The 18,468-nt window shown below is 71.0% G+C and carries 17 protein-coding genes; 10 read left to right on the top strand and 7 right to left on the bottom strand.

Features of this window, described 5'->3' with window-relative positions; all coding sequences use genetic code 11:
- Window positions 1-309: 309 nt before the first annotated feature.
- Complete coding sequence (locus tag JI746_RS24990; protein ID WP_201693016.1) at window positions 310-2,583, bottom strand: xanthine dehydrogenase family protein molybdopterin-binding subunit; 2,274 nt, start codon at window positions 2,581-2,583, stop codon at window positions 310-312.
- The gene (locus JI746_RS24985; protein ID WP_201693015.1) at window positions 2,580-3,032 is read right to left on the bottom strand and encodes a (2Fe-2S)-binding protein; all 453 of its coding nucleotides are present in this window, start codon (window positions 3,030-3,032) and stop codon (window positions 2,580-2,582) included. Before JI746_RS24985 ends, JI746_RS24990 begins: the two co-directional genes overlap by 4 nt.
- A 112-nt stretch (window positions 3,033-3,144) precedes the next feature.
- Between JI746_RS24985 and JI746_RS24980 the strand changes: the two genes are divergently transcribed.
- A complete protein-coding gene (locus JI746_RS24980) occupies window positions 3,145-5,031 on the top strand; it encodes an ATP-binding cassette domain-containing protein (RefSeq protein ID WP_201693014.1) in 1,887 nt (628 codons plus the stop codon).
- A gap of 84 nt (window positions 5,032-5,115) precedes the next feature.
- Complete coding sequence (locus tag JI746_RS24975) at window positions 5,116-6,816, top strand: phospholipase D-like domain-containing protein (protein ID WP_201693013.1); 1,701 nt, start codon at window positions 5,116-5,118, stop codon at window positions 6,814-6,816.
- A 12-nt stretch (window positions 6,817-6,828) separates the two neighbouring features.
- On the opposite strand, the gene JI746_RS24970 is transcribed toward JI746_RS24975, so the two are convergent.
- Complete coding sequence (locus tag JI746_RS24970; protein WP_201693012.1) at window positions 6,829-8,232, bottom strand: aminotransferase-like domain-containing protein; 1,404 nt, start codon at window positions 8,230-8,232, stop codon at window positions 6,829-6,831.
- 141 nt (window positions 8,233-8,373) lie between these two features.
- Between JI746_RS24970 and JI746_RS24965 the strand changes: the two genes are divergently transcribed.
- From JI746_RS24965 to JI746_RS24945, 5 genes are read left to right on the top strand one after another with little or no spacing between them, the layout of a single operon-like run.
- The gene (locus JI746_RS24965; protein ID WP_201693011.1) at window positions 8,374-9,303 is read left to right on the top strand and encodes a DMT family transporter; all 930 of its coding nucleotides are present in this window, start codon (window positions 8,374-8,376) and stop codon (window positions 9,301-9,303) included.
- Window positions 9,300-10,496 carry an aminotransferase-like domain-containing protein gene (locus JI746_RS24960; RefSeq protein WP_201693010.1) on the top strand — a complete coding sequence of 399 codons (1,197 nt, stop codon included), beginning with the start codon at window positions 9,300-9,302 and terminating at the stop codon, window positions 10,494-10,496. The genes JI746_RS24965 and JI746_RS24960 overlap by 4 nt, the downstream gene beginning before the upstream one ends.
- The gene (locus tag JI746_RS24955) at window positions 10,493-11,359 is read left to right on the top strand and encodes a PhzF family phenazine biosynthesis protein (protein WP_201693009.1); all 867 of its coding nucleotides are present in this window, start codon (window positions 10,493-10,495) and stop codon (window positions 11,357-11,359) included. The genes JI746_RS24960 and JI746_RS24955 overlap by 4 nt, the downstream gene beginning before the upstream one ends.
- A gap of 1 nt (window position 11,360) precedes the next feature.
- Complete coding sequence (locus JI746_RS24950) at window positions 11,361-12,029, top strand: VOC family protein (protein WP_201693008.1); 669 nt, start codon at window positions 11,361-11,363, stop codon at window positions 12,027-12,029.
- A 30-nt stretch (window positions 12,030-12,059) separates the two neighbouring features.
- Complete coding sequence (locus JI746_RS24945) at window positions 12,060-12,731, top strand: histidine phosphatase family protein (RefSeq protein WP_201693007.1); 672 nt, start codon at window positions 12,060-12,062, stop codon at window positions 12,729-12,731.
- Window positions 12,732-12,768: 37 nt separating this feature from the next.
- Here the strand turns inward: JI746_RS24945 and JI746_RS24940 are convergent, their stop codons facing one another.
- Together JI746_RS24940 and JI746_RS24935 are read right to left on the bottom strand one after the other, a co-directional pair.
- Window positions 12,769-14,124: a histidine kinase dimerization/phospho-acceptor domain-containing protein gene (locus JI746_RS24940; RefSeq protein WP_201693006.1), complete on the bottom strand. Its 1,356-nt coding sequence runs from the start codon at window positions 14,122-14,124 to the stop codon at window positions 12,769-12,771.
- On the bottom strand, window positions 14,121-14,807 hold the full coding sequence (locus tag JI746_RS24935; RefSeq protein WP_201693005.1) for a response regulator transcription factor: 687 nt from the start codon (window positions 14,805-14,807) through the stop codon (window positions 14,121-14,123). The genes JI746_RS24940 and JI746_RS24935 overlap by 4 nt, the downstream gene beginning before the upstream one ends.
- A gap of 131 nt (window positions 14,808-14,938) precedes the next feature.
- Between JI746_RS24935 and JI746_RS24930 the strand changes: the two genes are divergently transcribed.
- The 3 genes from JI746_RS24930 (at window position 14,939) to JI746_RS24920 (ending at window position 17,454) form a co-directional block, all read left to right on the top strand.
- The gene (locus JI746_RS24930) at window positions 14,939-16,582 is read left to right on the top strand and encodes a phosphoethanolamine transferase (protein WP_269129501.1); all 1,644 of its coding nucleotides are present in this window, start codon (window positions 14,939-14,941) and stop codon (window positions 16,580-16,582) included.
- A gap of 16 nt (window positions 16,583-16,598) precedes the next feature.
- A complete protein-coding gene (locus tag JI746_RS24925; RefSeq protein WP_201693003.1) occupies window positions 16,599-16,979 on the top strand; it encodes a thioredoxin family protein in 381 nt (126 codons plus the stop codon).
- Between the two features lie 139 nt (window positions 16,980-17,118).
- A complete protein-coding gene (locus JI746_RS24920; RefSeq protein ID WP_201693002.1) occupies window positions 17,119-17,454 on the top strand; it encodes a KGG domain-containing protein in 336 nt (111 codons plus the stop codon).
- 78 nt (window positions 17,455-17,532) lie between these two features.
- Here the strand turns inward: JI746_RS24920 and JI746_RS24915 are convergent, their stop codons facing one another.
- A complete protein-coding gene (locus JI746_RS24915; protein WP_201693001.1) occupies window positions 17,533-17,727 on the bottom strand; it encodes a hypothetical protein in 195 nt (64 codons plus the stop codon).
- Window positions 17,728-17,882: 155 nt separating this feature from the next.
- Window positions 17,883-18,380, bottom strand: a complete 498-nt coding sequence (locus JI746_RS24910) for a CBS domain-containing protein (RefSeq protein WP_201693000.1) — start codon at window positions 18,378-18,380, stop codon at window positions 17,883-17,885.
- Window positions 18,381-18,468 lie beyond the last annotated feature (88 nt).

Below are 18,468 nucleotides of genomic sequence, written 5' to 3'. Positions count from 1 at the left end.
CGGCTGTATGTTGTTAACGATCCCGCCAGAGCCCTCGGCCTTGCGCCTACCTGCTCAACCAACCCCGCTGCGATCAGCGAAGCCCTCGATTATGACTGATTTTGTAGAGACCTGTCAAACTCTTTTCGCTGCTGCTTTCGCGATCCAGGACTGCAGTTTCCCGCCATCCCCGCCCGCATTCGTCACCAGCGAAGCTCTCGATTCTATACCGATTTTCCTCGGTCATCTTCCAGAGCCCTCTGCCGCTGCGGCCGCCGCATTCGCGGTGCCGTCGTCAACAGAGCCACGGACTATAGCACAGGGAAAACCCTAGGACAAGTCCGACAGCGGGAGCGCGCGGTGGCGCTGCCCCGTCAGTGCGAACAGCGCACCCGCCAGCGCTGGCGCCACGGGGGGAACGCCGGGCTCGCCGACTCCGCCAGGCGAACGCTCGCTCGGCACGATGTACGTCTCCACATGCGGCGCCGAGCCCATTCGGAGCATCGGGTAATCGGGGAAGTTCCGTTGCTGCACGGCACCCTGGCGGATGTCGATGCGCCCGTACAGCGCAGCCGTGAGGCCGAAGACGACTGCACCCTCCATCTGCTGCGCGACGATCTGCGGATTGACGACGGTGCCGCAATCGATCGCGCAGACCACCCGGTGCACCCGAGGTGCCGGGCCCTGCAGGGAGACTTCCACGACCTGCGCCACCACGGAGCCGAAGGACTCGTGCAGCGCGATGCCGCGGGCGCGCCCCGCGGGCAGAGGCCTGCTCCCCCAGCCCGAGCGCTCCGCCGCCAGATCCAGCACCGCCAGGTGACGTGGCGAGTCCCGCAACAGGCTCCGCCGCAGCGCGAGCGGATCCTGTTTCAGCTCTGCGGCGATCTCGTCGATGAACGACTCGATGAAGAAGCAGTTGTGCGAGTGCCCGACCGAGCGCCAGAAGCCCACCGGCACCCCGCTGCGCGTGAACACATGCTGGATCCTCTGGTTGGCAAACGCATACGGCTGGTCGAACAGGCCTTCGGATCCCGTCTTGTCGGGAAGATCGACCGGCCCGGCGAACGCCGGCAGCGCGCGCTCCATCCACCGCGGCGCGATCGCATCCCCCGCGGACCGGACCTGCAGCGCGACCGGATGCCCCTTCGCATCCAACGTAGCGCGCAGTCGCGCGACGTGCATGGGCCGGTAGAAGTCGTGCGTCGTGTCCTCCTCGCGCGGCCAGATCAGCTGCACGGCCACCCCGGGCAGGTCCATCGCCACGCGCACTGCCTGCGCCACATAGTCGACCTCCAGCCGGCGACCGAAGCCGCCGCCGAGGAAGGTGACGTGCAGTTCCACCCGCCCGACCGGCACGCCGGCCACGCGTGCCGCCGCCTCCCGGCAGGGCTGCGGGACCTGCGTCGGCGCCCAGACTTCGACCCGGTCGCCATCGACCCGCGCCGTCGCATTCATGGGCTCGAGCGTCGCGTGCGCCAGATACGGCGCGTGGTACCAGGCTTGCAGGGTACGCGAGCCCTCAGGCACCCGGTCGACATCGCCTTCAGTGTAGAAGGTGAAGCCTTCGCGCGATCGCACGGCATCTTCCAGTGTGCGTGCAATGCCCGCGGAACTCAGTCCCGACTGCGGGCCGGCGCGCCACTCGACCTGCACCGCCTGGGCCGCCTGCTGCGCCTGCCAGTAGCTCGCCGCCACCACGGCGAAGCCGGCGCTCGTTCCTGCGTAAGCCGGCAACACCACCACCCGCTCCACGCCCGGCATCGCCAGCGCCGCAGCGGCATCGATGCGCCCCGGCGAGCCGCCGAGCGTCGGGGCGAGCCGCAGCGCCGCATAGCGCATGCCGGGCAGCCGCACGTCGATCCCGAAGCGCGCCTGCCCGTTCACCTTCGGCGGCAGGTCCAGCCGGGGCGCCGGGCGACCGATCACGCGCCACTTCCGGCGATCCTTCAATTCGACCGCGCCCGGCGGTGTCGCCGCCGCCACCCGGGCCAGTTCGCCATAACCGGCACGGCGCCCGGACGGATGCGACACCACGCCGTCGACCACCTCCAGGTCCTCGGCCGGCAATTTCCAGCGCAGCGAAGCCGCGCCCAGCAGCGAAGCGCGCGCGGTGGCGGCCGCCAGCCGGATGACTTCCCAGGCATCCGCGACGCTCGAGGAACCGCCGGTCGCATTGATGCCCAGCTCGCGGCCGACCTTGCCGACCATCCATCGGCCCGCCTTCACGCGGCCGAAGCCGTCCTCGCGCTCCTCCTCGCGCGGATGGAAGGGCAGGTAGCCATACAGCATCGCGACGTTGCCGTAGATCGCGTCCCACCCGGCCTGCTCGATGTGCACGGCGGACAAGGGCACATCGAGCTCCTCCGCCGCGAGTTGCGGCAGCGCCGTGTGCACGCCCTGGCCCATCTCGCTGCGCGGCATCGCCAGCACCACGCCGCCCTCCGGCAGGATCTTGATCCAGCCGTTGAGCGCGAAGTCCCCTTCGCCGGGCGTCATCATGCTGGCCAGGCCGATGCGCGAACGCTGCGGCAGCGCCGACCAGCCCACCAGCAGCGCCCCGGCCCCCGCCGTCGTCCCGAGCAGCCAGGTACGGCGCTTCACGCGCGGATCCCCGCCGCGCGCTTGATGGCGGCGCGCACCCGCTGGTAGGTGCCGCAGCGGCAGATGTTGGTCATGGCCTCGTCGATGTCGGCGTCGCTCGGCTTGGGCTTCTTCTCCAGCAGCGCCGCCGCGGCCATCAACATGCCGCTCTGGCAGTAGCCGCACTGCGGGACCTGTTCGGCGATCCATGCGACCTGCAGGGGATGGGGCTTGGCCGTCGTGCCGAGGCCTTCGATGGTCTGGATCGCGCGTCCGGCGACGCTGCCCACCGGAGTGACACACGAGCGCATCGCCTGGCCGTCGACGCGCACCGTGCATGCGCCACAGGCGGCGACGCCGCAGCCGAATTTGGTGCCCGTCATCTGCAGCAGGTCGCGCAGGACCCACAGCAAGGGCATGGCGGGGTCGGCCTGCACCTGCATGCGCGCACCGTTGATGTTCAGGTCCACGGAACCCCTCCCTGTGACAGCAGGTCCCACTATAGCCAGCAGGCCTTCCGCCGGTCGTCCGGCGCTGGCCGCTCGGCGGCGGTGCTACGCTCGGCAGCTTTTCCCCGGGATCATGGCCCTCATCACCCTCGCGAACGCCCAGCTCGCCTTCGGCCACGTGGCGCTGCTGGACCACGCCGACTTCGCGCTCGAAGCCGGCGAGCGCGTCGGCCTCATCGGCCGCAACGGCGCCGGCAAGTCCTCGCTGCTGCGCATCCTGGCCGGCCTCGAACTGCCGGACGACGGCGAGATCCAGCGCCAGCAAGGCCTGCACGCTGCCTTCGTGGCGCAGGAACCGCTGCTGGCCGAAGATGCCACCGTCTTCGACGCCGTGCGCATGGGCCTGGCGGACGTCATCGGCCTGGTCGACCAGTTCACGCACCACGGCAACGGCGACCTCGATGCGCTGCACGCGCTGCAGGCGCGCATCGAGGCCCAGGACGGCTGGAACTGGCGCCAGCGCGTCGACGAGACCCTGCAGCGCCTGCACCTGGAACCGCAGGCGCTGATCGGATCGCTGTCTGGCGGCAACCGCAAGCGCGTCGCCCTGGCGCAGGCGCTGGTGCGCCGGCCTGACGTCCTGCTGCTCGACGAACCCACCAACCACCTCGACCTCGACTCCATCGAGTGGCTGGAGAACCTGCTGCGCGAGTTCCGCGGCAGCGTGGTGCTGATCACGCACGATCGCACCTTCCTCGACCGCGTCGCGACGCGCATCGTGGAACTCGATCGCGGCCGGCTGCTCTCGTACCCCGGCAACTTCACGCAGTACCAGGCCTTGAAGCAGGAGCAACTCGCGCAGGAAGCCGTGATCAACGCCAAGGCCGACAAGCTGCTCGCGCAGGAGGAAGTCTGGGTGCGCAAGGGCGTGGAGGCGCGCCGCACGCGCGCGCAGGGGCGCATCACGCGGCTCGAGCACCTGCGGGCGACGCGGGCCGCGCGACGCGACGCGGTGGGGCGCGTCAGCATGGACGTCGCCACCGGCCAGGCGAGCGGCAAGATCGTGGCCGAACTCACGCGCGTCTCCAAGGCCTACGGCGACAAGGTCGTGGTGCGCGACTTCACCAGCACCATCCTGCGCGGCGACAAGGTGGGCCTGGTCGGCCCGAACGGCGCCGGCAAGACGACCCTGCTGAAACTGATCCTCGGCGAACTGGAGCCGGACAGCGGTGGCGTGCGGCGCGGCGCCAACCTGCAGGTCGCCTACTTCGACCAGATGCGCACCGCGCTCGATCCGGAAGCCTCGCTGGAGGATTTCATCAGTCCCGGCAGCGAATGGATCGAGATCGGCCGCCAGCGCAAGCATGTCAAGAGCTACCTCGGCGACTTCCTGTTCTCGCCGGCACGCTCGGCATCGCCGGTGCGCTCGCTGTCCGGCGGCGAGCGCAACCGCCTGCTGCTCGCGCGCCTGTTCGCGCGTCCGGCGAACGTGCTGGTGCTGGACGAGCCCACCAACGACCTCGACATCGACACGCTGGAATTGCTGGAGGAACTGCTGCAGGACTACGAGGGCACCGTGTTCCTCGTGAGCCACGACCGCGCTTTCCTGGACAACGTGGTCACGAGCACGATCGCCTTCGAGGGCGACGGCCGCTGGCGCGAATACGAAGGCGGCGTCGAGGACTGGCTGACGCAATCGAGACGCGCCCGCGAACTGGCGGATGCCGCCAGTCCGCCTGCACCGGCGCTCGAGCGCGAGAAGCCCGCCGCACCTGCAGCGGCGCCAGCCACGGCGCCCAAGCGCAAGCTCGGCTACAAGGAGCAGCGCGAGCTCGAGGCGCTGCCGGCGCGCATCGAGGCCCTGGAGCAGGAGCAGAAGGCGATCCAGGCGGAGCTCTCCGCCGGCGCGGTCTACCGCGAAGACGCCGCGCGCGCCGCCGCACTCGCGCAACGCAGCGAGCGGATCGAGGAAGAACTGATGGAGGCACTGGAGCGCTGGGAGGCCTTGGGTCAGCTGTAGGCGCCCGCCGTCACCGTCTGGCGGCACCTGCTGACCTCTCCATGGACCCGCTGCGCCTGGGGCACGGCTACATTGCGTGGACCCATGACGACGAGCAGTCCCACGATCGCCAAGCGCCCCCCGCAGTTCTTCTGGCTGCTGCTCGTGCGCTGGTGCACGATCGCGCTGCTGCTCGGAGGCGCAGGGGGCTGCGCCAGCCTGCCGGCCAACGAGGGCCGCACGCCTTCGACCTTCTTCGCGCAACCCGAGATCACGCCGCTCGGGCAGCTGGTGCAGGCCCGCCGCGCCCAAGCGACGACGCGCAGCGACTCGGCCTTCCACCTGCTGGACGACGTCGAGACGGCCCTGACCAGCCGGCTCGCGCTGATCGACGGCGCCCAGCGCACCCTGGACCTGCAGTACTACGCGATCCACGCCGATGCGAGCACCGAGGTGCTGCTGCAAAGGCTGCGCGATGCCGCACGGCGCGGCGTGCGCGTGCGCATCCTGCTCGACGACTTCAATTCGGTCGGCGCGGATGCGCAGGTGCTGCGCCTCGCCTTCGAGCCCAACGTGCAGATCCGGCTGTTCAATCCCCTGCCCGGGAACCGCAGCAACATGATCGGGCGGATCATCACCTCGCTGCACGACGTCGGCCGCATGCAGAAGCGCATGCACAACAAGCTGTTCCTGGCCGACAGCGCCTGGGGCATCACGGGCGGCCGCAACCTGGGCGACCAGTACTTCGGCACCGGCGACAAGCAGAACTTCGTCGACCTCGACGTCCTGGCGGCGGGGCGCATCGTGCGGGACATGGCCGTGAGCTTCGACCGTTTCTGGAACGACGAACTGGCCTATCCGGTGCAGACTCTGCTCGACCCCGAAGACCTCGACGAGCTGCGCAAGTGGCAGCCGGCCTCCGCGGCGCGCGCGGCCGAGGCGCCGAAGCCGGTGCTGCCGGTGACGGTGTCGCCCACCGTGCTGCCCTCCGTCACGCCGACGGCCGTGGTGCAGGCCGAGCGGCCGCCGATGGACCTGCGCACCGTGCCCCTCGTCTGGGCGCCGGCGACGCTGCTGGTGGACGCACCCGGCAAGGTCGGCCCCGGCGACGACGAAGTCAATGCCGGCGAGACCGTGATCGACGGTCTGTTGAACCTCATGCAGCAGGCGCAGCGCGACGTGCTGATCATCTCGCCCTACTTCGTGCCGGGCGAACGCATGATGGCCATCTACGGGCAGCTGCGCAAACGCGGCGTGCGCATCCGCGTACTGACGAATTCGCTGGCCTCCAACGACGCGCCGGCCGCGCACGCGGGTTATGCCCGCTACCGCGAGGACCTGCTGGCCATGGGCGTCGAGGTCTACGAGATGCGGTCCGACCCCGAGACCGCACCGGGACTCCAGGGCGGCCATGCGCCGGAGCGAAGGGCGCGCGACCTGTTCACGGGCGGCCCGGGCGGCTCCAAGGGTGGCAGCTCCCGCGCCAGCCTGCACTCCAAGGCCGTGATCATCGACGGCCGGCTGTCCGTGATCGGCTCCATGAACCTCGACCTGCGCTCGCAACTGAAGAACAGCGAAGTGGGGCTGGTGATCCGCAGCGGCGCCCTGGCGCAGGAGGCGACGCAGCAGGTGGAGCAGACGATGGCGACCGCGGCCTACCGGCTCGAGCGCAAGGACCACGGCTTCCATTGGCGCGCGCCACCCGGCGCCGCCTTCGGCGACGAGGACAGCGAGCCGGGCGCGAGCACCAAGCTGAGGCTGCTGGTGCGCATGCTGGGTCCGTTCGCGCCCGACCAGATGCTCTAGACGGCGCAGGCCCTAGATCTTCTTCGCCAGCTCGCCGTACTTCTTCCAGAACGCCGCGTCCTGCGTGGTCGCGAAGTTGATGCGCATCAGCGTGCCCGGCTTGCGCTCCGCGTGGAACAGCGCCCCGGGCGCCAGCAGGTAGCCCTCGTCCAGCATGCGCTGCGAGAGCGCGTCGGTGTCCACGCCGGTGTCCACCCATCCGAACAGGCCGGCCGGCTCGGCCACGAAGCGGCAGCCCGCATGCAGCGCCAGCTTCACGCTGCGGCTGCGCGCCAGGTCCAGGCGGGTGCGGATGCGCTCGCTGTGGCGGCGCAGCTGGCCCTGTTCGATGCACACCGCCAGCGCCTTTTCCAGCAGCGCGGGCGTCGTCAGGGTGGTGAGCAGCTTGGTGTCAAGCAAGGGTTCGACCAGCGCCTGCGGCGCGGCGATGAAGCCGATGCGCCAGTTGGGCGCCAGGATCTTGGCGAAGCCGCCGACGTAGATGGTGCGCTGCAAGCCGTCCAGCGCCGCCAGCCGGGTGGCATGCGCTGGCGCGATGTGGCTGTAGGTGTCGTCCTCGACGATGTGGAATCCGTGCTGGTTGGCCAGTTGCAGCACGCGATGCGCGCTGCCCGGCGAGAGGCAGTAGCTGGTCGGGTTGTGCAACACGCTCACGCTGACGTACAGCTTGGGCTTGTGCACCTCGCAGTACCGGGCCATCACCTGCAGGTCCGGGCCGTCGGCCCGCCGCGGCACCGGCAGCAGGCGCATGCCCAGGGCCGAGAGCCGCGCGAATTCCACCGCCCACCCCGGCTCCTCCACCATCACCGGGTCGCCCGGCCGCAGCAGGGTGCGGCTCACGATGTCCAGCGCGTGGGTGGCGCCGACCGTCGTGATGATGTGCTCGGGCGGCGCCGGCACGTGCAGCCCGGCCAGCTTGTTGGAAAGCGCACGGCGCAGGCCGCCGTCGCCCAGCGGCTCGCCGTATTGCAGCGAGAACGCGTGCAGCATAGTGGTGCCCGTCACCTTGCGCACGGCCGCCGGCAGGAAGGTGGATTCGAGCCACTCCGTCGGCAGCACGCCCATGCCGGGCTGCGGCTTGTTGCTGGCGCGGTGGAACATGCCGCGGATCAGCGAGGTCGCGTTCACCGGCCCCGGGCGGCGCACGGCGGGGGCGCGCGGCGGCTCGGCCGCGCCCTCCTGCGGCGCCGCTTCGCGCACGAAGAAGCCGCGGTTCTTGCGGGCCTCCACCAGCCCCTGCGCCAGCAGCTGGTCGTACGCAGCAACCACCGTGGACGGGCTCACGCCCTGCTGCCCGGCGCACTGCCGCACCGAAGGCAGGCGCGCGCCCGGCGCCAGCAGCCGGTTGCGGATGCGTTCGCCGAAGCGCTCGGCGAGCTGGTCGGTGAGGGACTGCGAGGAAGCCTTGAGCAGCATGGCGATGCCTTTCGCTGTACTGCCCGGCGGACCGATACAGCGCGTCGTGTGATCTGGAAAACTGTACTGCCAGTGTACTGCTGACGGCCCGTACATTGGCTCCATGCATCCACTGATCCCCTCCTCGCCGGGAACGCGGCCATGACCCCCGCGGAACGGCACGGCCTCTGGTTCGGCGTCGCCGGCGTGGCGATCTTCGCGCTCACGCTGCCGATGACGCGGCTGGCGGTCGGCACGCCCGAGGCCCCGCTGATGTCCGGCATGTTCGTGGCGCTCGGCCGCGCCGCCGTCGCCGGAGCGCTCTCGGTCCTGTTCCTGCTCGTGGACCGTGCGCCGCTGCCGCGCCGCAGCGAATGGCGCGCGCTGGCGATCACCTCCGGCGGCGTGGTGTTCGGCTTTCCCGTCTGCACCTCGATCGCCATGCGCCATGTGGAGGCGGTGCATGCCAGCGTGATCATCGGCGTGCTGCCGCTCGCGACCGCGCTGGTCGGCGCCCTGCTGCACCGGCAGCGCCCCTCGCGCGCGTTCTGGGCCTGCGCCGCCGTCGGCAGCGTGCTGGTGGCGGCCTTCGCCGTGCTGCGTTCGGGCAGCGCCTTGCGCGCGCAGGCGGCGGACGCGCTGCTGCTGGCCGCGATCCTCTTCGCGGCGGTCGGCTATGCCTGGGGCGGGCGCCTGTCGCAGCGGATGCGGGCCGAGCACGTGATCTGCTGGGCCCTGGTGCTCGCGCTGCCCGTCAGCGTGCCGCTCGCTTTCTGGACCCGCCCGCAGGTGCCTCTCCCCACGGGTGCGTGGCTCGGCTTCGCCTATGTCTGCGTGTTCTCGATGTGGATCGGCTTCTTCGCCTGGTACCGCGGCCTGGCGCTCGGCGGCACCGTGCGCGTCAGCCAGGTGCAGCTGGTGCAACCCTTCCTGAGCATGATGTTCGCCGTGCCGCTGCTGCACGAACGCCTCGACGCGATGAGCGTGGGCTTCGCGCTCGCCGTGATCGCCACCGTCTTCGTCGGCCGCCGCATGCCGGTCGGCCGCGCGAGCGCTCCCCCTGTCCTTGCCCCCGCCGTGGAGTCCCGATGAAACCCAACGACCTGCAGCCCGCGCCGGGCTGGACCCTGGCGCGCCGCGCCGAGCGCATGAACCCCTCCGTGATCCGCGAGATCCTGAAGGTCACCGAGCGCCCCGGCATCATCAGCTTCGCCGGCGGCCTGCCGTCGCCGCTCACCTTTCCGGTGCAGGCCTTCCAGGCCGCGTGCGACAAGGTCCTGCGCGAGGACGGCCGCGGCGCACTGCAGTACGCGGCGAGCGAAGGCTACGGGCCCTTGCGCGAAGCGGTCGCCGCACTGCTGCCCTGGAAGGTCGATCCGGCCCAGGTCCTCATCACCACCGGCTCGCAGCAGGGCCTGGACCTCGTCGCCAAGGTGCTGGTCGACCAGGGCAGCCGGGTGCTGGTGGAAACGCCCACCTACCTGGGCGCGCTGCAGGCCTTTGCACCGATGGAGCCGCAGGTCGTGGGCGTCGCCAGCGACGACGAGGGCCTGGACCTCGCCGACCTGGCACGCCGGCGCGGCGAGGCGCGCTTCCTCTACGTGCTGCCCAACTTCCAGAACCCCACCGGCCGCACGATGAGCGAAGCGCGCCGCCAGGCGCTGGTGCAGACGGCGCGCGAACTCGCGCTGCCCCTGGTGGAAGACAACCCGTACGGCGACCTGTGGTTCGACACGCCACCGCCGGCGCCGCTCGCCGCCCGTCACCCCGAAGGATCGATCTACCTCGGCTCCTTCTCCAAGGTGCTCGCACCGGGCCTGCGCCTGGGCTACCTGGTGGCACCGCCCGCCATCGCGCCCAAGCTGCTGCAGGCCAAGCAGGCCGCGGACCTGCACAGCCCCTCGTTCAACCAGCGGCTGGTGGCCGAGGTGCTGCGCGACGGCTTCCTCGATCGCCACGTGCCCACGATCCGCGCCCTCTACAAGTCGCAGCGCGATGCGATGCTCGAGGCCCTGGAGCGCGAGATGCGGGGCCTGGACCTGCAATGGAACGCCCCGGCCGGCGGCATGTTCCTGTGGGCGCGCCTTCCGGCCGGCACGGACGCCGCGGCGCTGCTGCCCCGGGCGGTGGAGCGCGGCGTCGCCTTCGTGCCGGGCGCTGCCTTCTACGCCGACGCGGCCGACCCGCGTACGCTGCGACTGTCGTTCGTGACCGCCACCCGCGAGCAGATCGCCACCGGGATAGCCGCGCTCGCCGCCACCCTCCGGGAGAATCCGCAGCCATGACCCTGCGCCCGTTCAAGCAAGTCGACGTCTTCACGGCCGTGCCCTACCGCGGCAACCCGCTCGCGGTGGTGCTGGACGGCGAAGGCCTCTCGCCGGAACAGATGCAGCACTTCTGCAACTGGACCAACCTGTCGGAAGCGACCTTCCTGCTGCCGCCCACGCAGCCGGGCGCCGACTACCGCGTGCGCATTTTCTCGCCGGGCCGCGAACTGCTCTTTGCCGGCCACCCGACGCTGGGCAGCTGCCACGCGTGGCTGGAGGCCGGCGGTCGCCCGCGCGGCGAGCACATCGTGCAGGAGTGCGGCGTCGGCCTGGTGAAGCTGCGACGCAGCGGCGAACGGCTGGCCTTCGCGGCCCCGCCGCTGCGCAAGAGCGGTCCGCTGCCGGAAGAAGACGTGGCACTGATCGCCCGCGGCCTCGGCGTGGCACGCGGCGACATCGTCGACCACGCCTGGTGCGACAACGGCCCGAACTGGCGCGGCGTGCTGCTGCAGTCCGCCGAGCAGGTGCTCGCGCTGCAGCCGGATGGCGCGATCCTCGCCGGGCTCGATGTCGGCGTGGTGGGCACGCGCGGCAAGGTCGGCGTGGTGGGCACGCGCGGCACCGGCGACGAATGCCTGTTCGAAGTGCGCGCCTTCTTCCCGGGCAACAACGGCATGACGGAGGATCCGGTCACCGGCAGCCTCAACGCCGCGCTGGCGCAATGGCTGATCGGCGCCGGCATCGCGCCGCCCCGCTACGTCGCGAGCCAGGGCACGGCGCTCGGTCGCGCCGGCCGCGTGCACGTGGAGCGCGATGCGGCCGGCGAGACCTGGATCGGCGGTGCCACGGTGACCTGCGTCGACGGCCAGGTGAGGCTCTGACATGCGTTCGCACATCGATCACCTCGTGGTGGGCGCCGACAGCCTGGAACAAGGCGTGGCCTGGTGCGAAGCCACGCTGGGCGTGACGCCGGGGCCGGGCGGCGAGCATCCGCTGATGGGAACGCACAACCGCCTGCTGCGCATCGCCACCGTCGATTTCCCTCGCACCTATTTCGAGATCATCGCGGTGCAGCCCGGCCGCACGCCGCAGCGCGCGCGCCGCTGGTTCGACCTGGACGACGAAGCGCTGCGCGACCGGCTGCGCCGCGAAGGCCCGCGGCTGCTGCACTTCGTGGCCAGCGTCCCCGACGTGCAGCGCGCCGTGCAGGCCTGGCACGCGCTGGGCCTGGACCGCGGCGAGGTGGTGGCGGCGTCGCGCGACACGCCCCGCGGGCTGCTGCAATGGCAGATCACCGTGCGCCCCGACGGCCAGCGGCTGTTCGACGGCGTGCTGCCGACGCTGATCCAGTGGGGCGAGACGCATCCGGCGCCGGGCCTGCCGGAGTCCGGCGTCACGCTGCACGCACTCGTGGCTTCGCATCCGCAAGCGCCCAGGCTGCGGGCCGCCTACGAGGCGATCGGGCTGGCTGCCGTGCGCCTCGACGAAGGGCCGCCGCAACTGCGCGCCGTGTTCGACACGCCGCGCGGGCGCGTCACCCTGGCGTCCTGACCGTCCGCGCGCCTTTGCCAGAATGGCCGCATGGGTACGCTCTATCTCGTCCGCCACGGCCAGGCTTCCTTCGGCGCCGCCGACTACGACCAGCTCAGCGAGCTCGGGGTGCGCCAGAGCCGGCGCCTCGGGGAGTACTTCGGCGAGCGCGGCATCCACTTCGACGGCCTGATCGCCGGCACGCTGCGGCGCCACAAGCAGACCCTGGCCGGCATCCTCGAAGGCATGAACCGGGCCGGCGAGCATCTCGCCTGGGAGGGCCTCAACGAGTACGACAGCCAGGCGCTGATCGCAACCGTCCACCCCGGCGAACTGCCCAGGCCGGATTCGCCGGAGCTGTATCGCCACCACTTCCGCCTGCTGCGCGACGCGATGGGCCGCTGGATGGCCGGCGAGACGCGCCCGGCCGGCATGCCCAGCTACGCCGACTTCGTGGCCGGCGTGACCAGCGCGCTGGACCACGTGCGCGCCAACCACTACGGGCAGAACGTGCTGGTGGTCACCAGCGGCGGACCGATTTCGACGGCGGTGGGTGCGGTGCTCGGCACCGCGCCGCAGGCCACGATCGACTTGAACATGCGCATCCGCAACACGGCCATCACCGAGTTCGCGTTCACGCCCAAGCGCCATTCGCTGCTGACGTTCAATGCGGTGCCGCACCTGGATGCGGCGGGGTTCCGGGAGTGGGTGACGTACGCCTGAAGCGCTGGGGTTCGCGCTGGCGCGGCTCGCCGCCAGCCTACGGGCCCGCGCCAGCCGGTGGACTGAAGCGGATGCGCCAGGCGCGGCGGGCGTCGGGCAGTGCCACCTCCGGCTCGAAGGTCGCGCCGTGCAGGGCCGCCACCTTCTCCACCACGCGATGGCCGAGTCCGAGGCGCAAGGGCTGCAGCGGCGGCGCCGCCTCGCCGGGTGGGCCGCCATGCTGCTGGCCGTCGTCGGCCACCTGCAGCGCGCGCGTCGCCGGGTCCAGTTCCACCTCGACCTGGGTGCCGCGCGGGGTGTGCGCCAGCGCGTTCTGAACCAGGTTGCGCAAGGCCAGCTCCAGCAGCACCGGGTGGCCGGAGAGCGGGAACGGCCCCGGGCTGGACAGGCCCAGCTCGCGGCCGCCGGCATGGGCGTGAGGAGCGAATTCGGCGACCACGCGGCGCGCCACCGTGTCCAGGTCGACCGGCTGGGCCGACTCGTGGAGTTCGGCCCGGCTGGCGCGCGCCAAGGCGAGCAGGTGCGCCAGCACGTCGCCGGCGCGCAAGGCGTCCTCCTCCAGCCGGCCCAGCGCCTCCTGCTGCAGGGCCCCCGGCGGCGCCTCGCGCGCACCGCGCGCCTGCAGCGCCAGCGAAGCCAGCGGCGTACGCAGCTCGTGGGCGAACTCGCTGGCCAGCGCGCGCTCGCGCGTGAGCACGGCGTGGTAGCGGTCCACCAGCCGGTTGATGGCGTCCACCGCGGCCGCCAGCTCCTGGAAACGCACCGGATCCTCCACCTTGCGCGTGTCGTTCGGGTCGAGCGCATGCACCTGCTCGGCCAGCCGGCGCAGGGGGCGCAGCCCGCGATGGATAGCCAGCCCCAGCACCAGCGCCACCACCGGCAGCAGCCAGAGGCCGGGCTCGATCACCTGGCCCGCGATGTCGGCCGCCAGCGCGTCGCGCTCGCGCTGCGACAGCAGCACCATCAGGCGGTAGCGATGCTGCTCGTCCCAGCGCGAGAACGCCCGCCAGAGCTGCGGGGGGTCGCCCAGTTGCAGGCTGGCGAAGCCGTCGGGGCTGGCGAAGGGCGGCAGCGGTGCGTCGCCGGTGCGCGAGACGACGGTGCCGCCCGCATCCCACACCACCACGCTGAGGGAGCGCTGGTAGTCGTGCGCCTTCAGGTTCTGCGCCGCCACGGCCGGATCGCGGGGCACGACGCCGCGCCCCATCCCGCCCGGCGCCAGCGGCAGCAGCAGCGAGCTGACGCTGGCCAGGTGGCCGTCCGTGAGTTCGTCGGCCTCGTGCTCACCGGTCTTGTAGCCGAAGCCGATGAAGGTGGCCCAGACCAGGGTCAGCGCGCCGAGCGCCCATGCGAGCAGGTGGCGCGTGAGGCTCGGGCCGCCGGCCCACTTCATGCCGCAGGCTCCGCCGGCACGTAGTAGCCGACGCCGCGCACGGTCCGGATCAGCCGCTCGCCCAGCTTGCGCCGCAACCGGTGTACGTGAACCTCGATCGCGTTGCTCTCCAGGACGCTGTCGAAGTTGTAGAGCTTGGCCTCCAGCTGCGGCCGCGACAGCACGTGCGGCTTGGCCTCCATCAGCGCCATGAGCACCGAGAATTCGCGCGTGGAGAGTTCCACCGGCGCGCCGGCTCGCCGCACCGTACGCGCCGCCGGGTCGATCTCGATCTCGCCCTGGACGATGGTCGGCTGCGCCCGGCCGGCCAGGCGCCGGCGCAGCGCCCGCATGCGCGCGGCCAGTTCGTCCGGGTCGAAGGGCTTGGTCAGGTAGTCGTCGGCGCCCAGGTCGAGGCCGGCGATGCGCGAGGCGACCTGGTCCCGGGCGCTCATGATCAGCACCGGCGTCGAGGGATCGGGCAGCCGTCCGGCCGGGGCGTCGCGCAGGCGCCGCAGCAGCTCGGTGCCCTCGCCGTCGGCCAGTCCCAGGTCCAGCAGCACCACGTCGCAGGGCTCCGAGGCCAGGGCGCGCCAGGCGCCCTCCACGCTGGGCGTGCAGTCCACCGCATGGCCGGAGCGCGCCAGGTGGGTGGCGAGCCCGCGGGCGATCCCCTCGTCGTCTTCCACCACCAGCACGCGCATGCGGGAATTGTGCGCCTTCGGCCTGCAATCGCTTGCAGCCCGAGCATTGGCATGCATCGAGGGGGCATTGAAGTGGGGGGATACTTGGCGTCCCGGACGCGCGGATGCGCTAGCGGCGCCGCGAGAGGATCTTGAACAAATTGGATGAACGACAGCCGCGACGGATTCCCGCCGCTTTTCTGATTGCCGGCGCCAGCGCCTGGATGGCCACCGTGGGCAATGCCGCCCTGTGGCGCGAGCTGCGCAGCCTGGGCATCGCCCAGGCCCAGGGCGGCTGGCTGCTCACCGTCACCCTGTGCGGCATGCTGGCCGCGGCGCTGTACGCACTGCTGAGCCTGCTGGCCTGGAAGCGGGTGCTCAAGCCCGCCATCGCGCTGCTGCTGGTGGCCACGGCCGTCGGCGCCCACTTCATGTGGACCTACCGCATCATCATCGACAGCGCGATGGCCGCCAACACCCTGCAGACCGATTGGCACGAGGCGCGGGCGCTGCTCACCGCGCGGCTGGGCGCCGTTGTCCTGGTCGGCGCGGTGCTGCCGTCGTGGCTGGTCTGGCGCCTGGGCGTTGCGCACCGGCCCTGGAAGCAGCAGGCGCTGCGCAACCTGGCCGGTTTCGCCGCCGGCCTGGCGGTGGTCGCTGGCCTGATCCTGCTCAGCTTCCAGCCGCTGGCCTCCACCATGCGCAACCACACGCAGCTGCGCTACCTGATGAATCCGCTGAACCAGCTGTGGGCCGTGGGCCAGTCCGCCTTCGGCAGCCGCAAGATCAAGGGCCCGCTGCTGCCGCTCGGCCGTGACGCCCGGCTGGCGGCGGCCGCGCCGGGCGCCAAGCCGCGGCTGCTGGTCCTGGTGCTGGGCGAAACGGGCCGCAGCGGCAACTTCGGCCTCAACGGCTACGAACGCGACACCACGCCGGAACTCGCGCGTGCCCAGGCGGTGAGCTTCCGCAACGCCTGGGCCTGCGGCACCAGCACCGCGGCCTCGGTGCCCTGCATGTTCTCGCACCTCGGGCGCGAAGGTTTCCTGGCCCGCAAGCAGGACTCCGAGACCCTGCTCGACGTACTGCAGCACTCCGGCCTCGCGGTGCTGTGGATCGACAACCAGGCCGGCGGCTGCAAAGGGGTGTGCGACCGCGTCCCGAGCGTGAACACCTCGGGCCTGAAGGACCCGAAGCTGTGCCCCCACGGCGAGTGCCTGGATGAAATCCTGGTGCAGGGGCTCGACGAGCGGCTCGCGCAACTGCCGCCGGACCGGCGCGCGAAAGGCGTGGTGCTGGTGATGCACCAGATGGGAAGCCACGGCCCCGCGTATTCGCAGCGCACGCCGCCGGCCTTCAAGAAGTTCATGCCGGAGTGCACCAGCAGCCACCTGCCGGACTGCAGTTCCGCGCAGTTGCTCAATGCCTACGACAACACCATCGCCTACACCGACCACGTGCTCGGCGCCACCATCGCCTGGCTGCGCACGCGCAGCGATTACGAAGGTGCGCTGCTGTACGTGGCCGACCACGGCGAGTCGCTGGGTGAAAACAACCTGTACCTGCACGGGCTGCCGTACGCGATCGCGCCCGACGTGCAGAAGCACGTGCCCTGGGTGACCTGGCTGTCGGCCGGTTTCGAGCAAGGCAGCGGCGTGACGATGCCCTGCCTGCGCGCCCGCGCGGACACCCGCATCTCGCACGACAACCTGTTCCACTCGGTGCTCGGCCTGATGCACGTGGACACTTCCGCCTACCGGCGCGACCTCGACGTGTACGCGGGCTGCGCCGCAGCCTGACTTGTACACTGGGCCCATGGACAGCAGCGGCGCCTCCGAGCAAGCCTCCTGGTGGGTGGTATGCCTGTGTGCCGCCTGGTGCGGCGTGTGCCGCGAGTGGCAGCCCACGTTCTCGGCCCAGGCGCGCGCCCATCCCCACCTGCGCTTCGCCTGGGTGGACGTCGAGGACGAGGACGAAGCCATGGGCGACGTCGACATCGAGACCTTCCCCACGCTGATGATCGCCCGCGGCAGCGAGGTGCTGTTCCTGGGGCCGATCCCGCCGTCGGGTACGCAGTTCACCCGCCTGCTGGCCACCCTGCAGGCCCAGCCCCGCCCGTCCCCCGGCGTCGGCGCCGAAGCCAACGCGCTGTTCCAGCGCCTGCACGCCCAGGTCCTGCCCCAGGCCCTCGTCTGACGAGGTAGGGCCGCTCCTACACCCGGCAGCATTGCTGCCTGACGAGCGTAGTACGCGCTTGCAAGCTCAATCACTCCATGGCTGGCGCAGACCGGTCATGCAGTTCCAACATTTCAAGTTTTGCAAGGAGATCCTCACCATGGCTTCCAACAATCAGGGCAACCAGGGCGGCGGAAAATCGAACCGTGGCTTCGCCTCCATGGACCCGCAGCGCCAGCGCGAGATCGCGAGCGAAGGCGGACGCGCCGCGCACGAGAAGGGGACCGCGCACGAGTTCACTTCGGAAGAAGCCCGCGAAGCTGGCCGCAAGGGCGGCATGGCCCGCAGCGCCAACCGGCGCAACGCGATGAACAGCCAGGGCAGCAGCAGCGCCAGCAGCTCGCACGCCAGCGGCAGCAACAGCAGCGGCGGCAGCCACGGCGGCTCGCAGGGCAGCAGCGGCTCGCACGGCAGCGGCGGCAGCAGCGAGCGCTGATCGGTTCCGGAAGGCCGGGCAGCGGCCGGTGCTCAGTGACAAGGCCGCGGCAGCGGCCTTGTTTTTGCGATCCAGGCTTCAGTAGCCTTCGCCGAGCTGCCATTCGCCGATCAGGCGAACGCGCGCGTCGAGGTCGTCCGGCAGTTCAGGCCCGGTCGCGGCGGGCGGGGGCTGGGCGGCGGCGCTTTCCTCCTTCGCAGCCGCATCGGCGCGCAGCGGCGCGGCATCTTGCTGCGGCACGGCGGGGAGTTGGAAGACGGAAGAAAAACGCATGAGGTTCACCTGCCGAGCAGTTTGGCAGGGAACCGTGACGGTCGGTGCCGGGTTTTTACCCGGAGTTTCTCTTTCCCCACACCCGCGTGGCGGTGCGGCAACTGCTCCTCCATCGAGACGATGGACGCGATGCGCGCGATCGCGTCCGTCTCCACTCAATGCTGCGTGCCGCCTCCGGACTGCGACTGCGATAGCGATTGCGTGCCGGTCTCCGAGCGATCGGGTTCCGCCGGCGAAGAAATGTCGCCGAGCGACATCGCCACGTCCACTTCATCGTCCGGATTCTTGGCGGCAATGTCGCCGAGCGTGACGATGCCGACCAGCCGCTGCTCGCCGTCGACCACCGGCATGCGGCGGATCTGGGCATCGGCCATCTCGCTGAGCACCTGGTCCACGTCGTCGCCCTCGCGGGCGCAGCGCACGTGCGCGCTCATGACGTCGGCCAGCTTCATGGACTTCAGTTCGCCCTGCTGCGCCGCCACGCCGCGCACCACGATGTCGCGGTCGGTCACCATGCCGACCAGCTTCTCGCCGTCGCACACCGGGATCACACCCACGTTCAATTCGTCCATGCACCGGGCCGCTTCGACCACCGAGTCGTTCGGCGTCATCGTGCGCACGTCGCGCGTCATGACATCTGCCACCGTCGTCATCGAGTTCTCCTTCGCAAGTGAGCAGGCGCGGCGACAGCCGCGCCCTGTGCCCAATCTAGCGATGCGGTCCGCGCGCGCTATCGGCCCG

This window comes from Ramlibacter alkalitolerans, assembly GCF_016722765.1.
Lineage (GTDB): Bacteria > Pseudomonadota > Gammaproteobacteria > Burkholderiales > Burkholderiaceae_C > Ramlibacter > Ramlibacter alkalitolerans.
This window is presented reverse-complemented; position numbering and strand designations above follow the sequence as displayed.

Bases quoted from the DNA above. Each gene is read 5' to 3' on its own strand.
- JI746_RS24980 (WP_201693014.1), top strand. From the start codon at position 3,145: ATGGCCCTCATCACCCTCGCGAACGCCCAGCTCGCCTTCGGCCACGTG.
- JI746_RS24975 (WP_201693013.1), top strand. From the start codon at position 5,116: ATGACGACGAGCAGTCCCACGATCGCCAAGCGCCCCCCGCAGTTCTTC.
- JI746_RS24970 (WP_201693012.1), bottom strand. From the start codon at position 8,232: ATGCTGCTCAAGGCTTCCTCGCAGTCCCTCACCGACCAGCTCGCCGAG.
- JI746_RS24965 (WP_201693011.1), top strand. From the start codon at position 8,374: ATGACCCCCGCGGAACGGCACGGCCTCTGGTTCGGCGTCGCCGGCGTG.
- JI746_RS24960 (WP_201693010.1), top strand. From the start codon at position 9,300: ATGAAACCCAACGACCTGCAGCCCGCGCCGGGCTGGACCCTGGCGCGC.
- JI746_RS24955 (WP_201693009.1), top strand. From the start codon at position 10,493: ATGACCCTGCGCCCGTTCAAGCAAGTCGACGTCTTCACGGCCGTGCCC.
- JI746_RS24950 (WP_201693008.1), top strand. From the start codon at position 11,361: ATGCGTTCGCACATCGATCACCTCGTGGTGGGCGCCGACAGCCTGGAA.
- JI746_RS24945 (WP_201693007.1), top strand. From the start codon at position 12,060: ATGGGTACGCTCTATCTCGTCCGCCACGGCCAGGCTTCCTTCGGCGCC.
- JI746_RS24940 (WP_201693006.1), bottom strand. From the start codon at position 14,124: ATGAAGTGGGCCGGCGGCCCGAGCCTCACGCGCCACCTGCTCGCATGG.
- JI746_RS24935 (WP_201693005.1), bottom strand. From the start codon at position 14,807: ATGCGCGTGCTGGTGGTGGAAGACGACGAGGGGATCGCCCGCGGGCTC.
- JI746_RS24925 (WP_201693003.1), top strand. From the start codon at position 16,599: ATGGACAGCAGCGGCGCCTCCGAGCAAGCCTCCTGGTGGGTGGTATGC.
- JI746_RS24920 (WP_201693002.1), top strand. From the start codon at position 17,119: ATGGCTTCCAACAATCAGGGCAACCAGGGCGGCGGAAAATCGAACCGT.
- JI746_RS24915 (WP_201693001.1), bottom strand. From the start codon at position 17,727: ATGCGTTTTTCTTCCGTCTTCCAACTCCCCGCCGTGCCGCAGCAAGAT.
- JI746_RS24910 (WP_201693000.1), bottom strand. From the start codon at position 18,380: ATGACGACGGTGGCAGATGTCATGACGCGCGACGTGCGCACGATGACG.